Source organism: bacterium (genome assembly GCA_009926305.1).
Classification (GTDB): Bacteria; Bdellovibrionota_C; UBA2361; order UBA2361; family RFPC01; genus RFPC01.
Window position 1 is genome coordinate 1 of record RFPC01000125.1, and the last position, 4,696, is coordinate 4,696.

A 4,696-nucleotide genomic window follows, 5' to 3' on the forward strand; every position below is an offset into this window, starting at 1 on the left:
CACAGCCCAACGATATGCAACTTCCTGCCTCAAATCTCTCAATTCACCCCAACCTACCATAAACTCCACCTCTCATTACCTACCATAAACTCCACCTCTCATTATGATTTTAAGATTACTTGCCTCTCAGCTCAGAGACATAAGTGGAGACATGGATGCGATATTCATGCAAACCCTGCCACTTTCGCCGTTCTGAATTCAAGAAGTCCACAAAATAAGGGACTCCAGCGAGCAAGCCAACAACTGGCAAAGACCCCAAAAGAATCTTAAGAACCAGTGTTGCCTTCTTGGAGCCTTGGTGCATCTATGACCTCCTTTCGCCTAGATCAACATGCAATGGACAACCTTACGGGAATTCGTGCTCTTTGCTTCCTCTTGATAGAGTAGAGGCTCATCAGAGCTGACTTCAATCAGGTGTAAAAAGGATCGATCTAAGATGAACATATCCAATATGAATTGATGTAAATCGCTCATGTGCTCAATGAATCCTTCCGGATCGAGATAAAGGTCATCTATCAGTATGATTCATGTTGTTCTTGAATGATCCAAATTTCAGACTCTCGGATACGCCTCTAGAACATGATAGCCTCTTGACAAACTCACTTACGGAGAGAGTTGTATTTCTAGTGAAAAGGAGAATCACATGAGCATTACACTTGAAAATCTAGTATCTGTTCAGGAAAGTTTAGTTGATGAGAAGATGAGTGGACTCCAAGCCACCGAAGCGAGTCAAACTGATTTACATCCTACAGAGCAAGTCCGTGAGGTCATCGTTGGACTTGCTCTAGAAAACAGTGACTTTCGGCAGGCATTGGAATCAAATGAAGAGGGGGCTGTCGAGCAAGCGATACGACTTAACTGTTCTCACCTCAAGGAGATATTTCAGTCAAACGAAATTAACGTATTTGTAGACTCAGTGGAGCAAGTTCATTTGGTTGTTCCCTCGGCAGACCGTCCGACAGCTAGCTATTATGAGAATTCAAAAATTGGGAGAGTCCTCCTTGAAGCAGCAACGGATCCAGAATTAAAGGCATCTCTTCTAGAAGACCCGAAAGGCGTTCTTGCCGAGATGGTTGGTACTGACTTTTCAACACTCTCAGAGAATTTAAAGATTCAAATTCTCGTTGAAAATAAAAACAGCATGCATATCGTTGTTCCTGAGCTCTCTCAATTTACACCAGATGACGGAGATCTCGACCGAAATACTATAAATAATACGACATCATGCCTGAGTTGCCACTGTGTAAGTGCCTCTCAGTGTCTCACTGGACAATGCATGTCTTCTCATTGTGTTACCTTCTCTTCGAAATGCAAATAAAATAATGAACAGCGAGAAAGAACAACTTCAAGAGGGTGGGGTGACCCACCCTCTCACGGACATACCAAAGCGAATCGACCACAAGGATTCCAATCAGACTCCATTTCACGAGCTACTTCTTTTCTTAAGTCAAAAGAGTCGAGAGAGGCTTCGACAGAGATTCTCGAAGCTCTTCTCTCTAAGCTGTATTGAGTCAGTTGAGTCCTCACTGATTGAAAACCTCTCAAGACTCAGTAACCGACTATTATTTAGCGAGTTCTCAAGCTTTTGCAGGCTCCGCCTAGGATTTGACATCGTTCGTTTCATTGAGCCCACCGGCCATAGCCAAGCTGCCCTCTATGCTCAATTTCGAGACGAGGAGCTAGCGACTGGATGTCAGCGTTTGAAAGTGGAATACCCGGAATGGTGGAGGATCTTTCAACTTACTGAGAGAAATTGGTTAGAAACAACCTCTCTGTTGCTGGAGCGTATCACTTGCGAGAGAACTCTTATTGAGGAGCATTTCGAAATTGCCACTGATGAGTCAGTCACCTCGGTAAACCTGGGTGCCGGAGACTTACACCGGGGCGGCAAGTCCGTAGCAATTATTTCTTTCGCGACTGGAAAACAGCTTGTCTATAAGCCGCGCTCACTTGCGCTGGATCAAGCATTTACTGGCTTTGTTGAGTTTTTTCGCGCTCGACTCAAGTCACTCAGAATTACTGTTCCCCACTCACTTGATAGGGGAGAGTATGGTTGGAGTGAGTTCCTAGAGTATCTTCCGTCCAATTCGTCTGGCTCTGTTAAAGAGTACTACTTACAGTGCGGAATGCTAACCGCAATTTGGCATCTTCTTGGAGGTACCGATCTCCATCATGAAAATATAATAGTACGAGACAATCATCCATGCGTTGTGGACGTTGAGACCCTTCTTCACTATGACCGCTGGAGCAGGAGCCGACTCTCAGCTCAGAAGAATGCTTTCGATTGGGCGACCTTTCTTCTCAATGAGTCAGTGCTTCGTACCGCCATGTTACCGATTCACTTTGATCTTCCCGATGGTGAATCACACTATGATCTGAGTGGAATGAGTGGGATTGGGAAACAAGGTGTCAGTATATCCCGTGCATTCATGCAAGATATGAACTTGAACACTATGCGCTTTGGGGTACGGGCGGAAACTTTAACCCGCCAAGGGAATGATCCCTTTAAAATTCGGCAGGAATTCGATGAGAAAGTGATCCCATATATACTCAAGGGAATGAATGAGATCTTTAAGATTGTCCAACAGAATAAGAACGAACTCTTAGCAAAGAGTTCAGTCCTTTTTTCGTTCAAGCATCTTAAAAGTAGGGTCATTTTTCGTCCTACAAACCACTACGCTACGTTTCTTGAGCACAGTCTTCATCCGAAATACCTTCGGAGCAAAGAGAAAAGAGCCGAGTTTTTAGAATCTCTGCCGTCCCTTTCGACATATGCTGGAGATAGCGAGTACTTTGCGGTTGATAAAGCAGAGAGAAACGCTTTAAGCTCGCTTGATATTCCACTGATCACAACTCCTATATCGTTTTCTCCCGGTGAGAACGTACGATGTGACGGAAATGGCGAGCTATACTCGCTTCCCACTGAATGCCCATTCGAGCGAGCAATTTCACGAATCCAAAACTTCTCGCTAGCCACAGAGCAATTCCAACTCAGACTTACCGAAGAAAGTCTGCTCGGTGCACGGAAGAGTGTATCGAGCCCCGTCCATAGTGCCTTTCGACCCAGTGTGTCTGAGCTCCCAATTGTATCTCAAGAGAAAGATTTAAGTCGGAGAACACTAGGGGCAGTGCTTGGAATCGGTGAAATGTTAGAGAGCTCTGCTATAGAAGCAAAGAACGGAGGGATCACTTGGATAGCTCTTGGTTTGGCTTCGAGTGGTAATCGCTATGAGCATACAGTAGTTGGGCCAGGTCTCTATCATGGAAACACGGGGATCGCTATATTCCTCTCATCCTTACTGTCTATTAATCCCTCCGGCCCATGGAGTGAATTAGCGAGGAAAACCCTCCTTCCTGTGTTTCAGGAGATTGGGAAACTAAAAGAAAACATTTCCTTATCACAGATCAGTATACATGGATTGTCGGGTTGGCCAGGTGTACTGTATGGACTTTGCCTCTGTTCAGATAGACTTGACGAAAGAGATTGTTTGAATAGAGCAGAAGAACTCCTGAAACTCATCCGCGCCCAAAACCTTGAAACAGATCAGTATGACCTCCTCTCTGGAATAGCGGGTACAATCATTGCTTCGCTTGCTTTTTATAAAGTCTCGGGTTGTGAGGAAGCTCTACAACTTGCAGAGGAGTGTGCGAGCAACCTCATTGCCAATCAAACGAGATCTCCTCACACTAACTACCGATCGTGGCCATTTCAAGGCGATTTTCTTTGTGGTTTTGCTCACGGGGCAGCAGGAATCTGTTTCGCCTTAGCGAGGTTGAACCAGATTCTAAAGAGCCCACAGATTGCCGACTCAATACATGAAGCACTAAACTATGAGACTTCTCTCTTCTCACCGGCACTTCAGAACTGGCCAGATTTAAGGAAAGGGGTGTCTCCCGCTAACGCTGGTTATGTAACGAGTGCTTGGTGTCATGGATCTCTTGGGATACTTCTTGCTTATCAGGCGATCTCTTTAAATGAGAACTTTCAATACTTAAAGCAATATATCGAGAAAGTGCGTTCAAAAGTTCTCACTACACCCTTATCAAAGGTCGACAGCCTTTGTTGTGGAACTCCTGCGACTATGGAGTTGCTCGGTAATAGTAAGGATATAGAGAGTGCATCCCTTAGAACGGGAGTTTCCCAGTGGCTACTAGAGGAAATGAATCTGGGACGAGCTCCTCGACTCCTCATGAATTCAAAAGAGAACTTTCTGATTCCTGGGCTGTTCTCTGGGGTATCCGGGGTGGGATATCAACTTCTTCGCCATACAAAAGGATGTGAGCTACCCTCACTGCTCCTCTTCGAAAATTAGTCTTTAAAGATGCTCGCTGGATATTGCACGACCTTATGAACGTTTAGCTCCGGCACGGTGACCACGGATGCCACACTTGAACCAAGTGCTTCTCTGAGCCGACTCACAAACTTCGCTACATCAGATGTGCTCTTGGAGTGACTGAAGCGTCTGTTTTTGAAAACCGAGTGATTGCAGTAACTCTCCGAACGCTACCGAGATTTCTTCATCGAGGAAGTAGAGACTGATAGGGCTCTTATCTACAGAGTGCTGAACCATCGATAACCTTTTAAAAAATGAGGTGGAGAGTCATCAAGAGCTTCATCTGAGCCGTATTTTGAAGCATCTTCGAGAAGCCTTCCCTCATCAGGGTGCCCTGAAGCGAGTTGGCGGAAACTTTTGAG

3 protein-coding genes are annotated in these 4,696 nt (G+C 45.3%); 2 read left to right on the forward strand and 1 reads right to left on the reverse strand.

Features of this window, described 5'->3' with window-relative positions:
• Window positions 1-115: 115 nt before the first annotated feature.
• Window positions 116-304 carry a hypothetical protein gene (locus tag EBR25_12480; GenBank protein NBW41801.1) on the reverse strand — a complete coding sequence of 63 codons (189 nt, stop codon included), beginning with the start codon at window positions 302-304 and terminating at the stop codon, window positions 116-118.
• Window positions 305-643: 339 nt separating this feature from the next.
• On the opposite strand from EBR25_12480, the gene EBR25_12485 reads away from it, so the two are divergent.
• Window positions 644-1,318: a hypothetical protein gene (locus EBR25_12485; GenBank protein ID NBW41802.1), complete on the forward strand. Its 675-nt coding sequence runs from the start codon at window positions 644-646 to the stop codon at window positions 1,316-1,318.
• Between the two features lie 4 nt (window positions 1,319-1,322).
• A complete protein-coding gene (gene lanM / locus EBR25_12490; protein NBW41803.1) occupies window positions 1,323-4,313 on the forward strand; it encodes a type 2 lantipeptide synthetase LanM in 2,991 nt (996 codons plus the stop codon).
• Window positions 4,314-4,696: the final 383 nt, after the last annotated feature.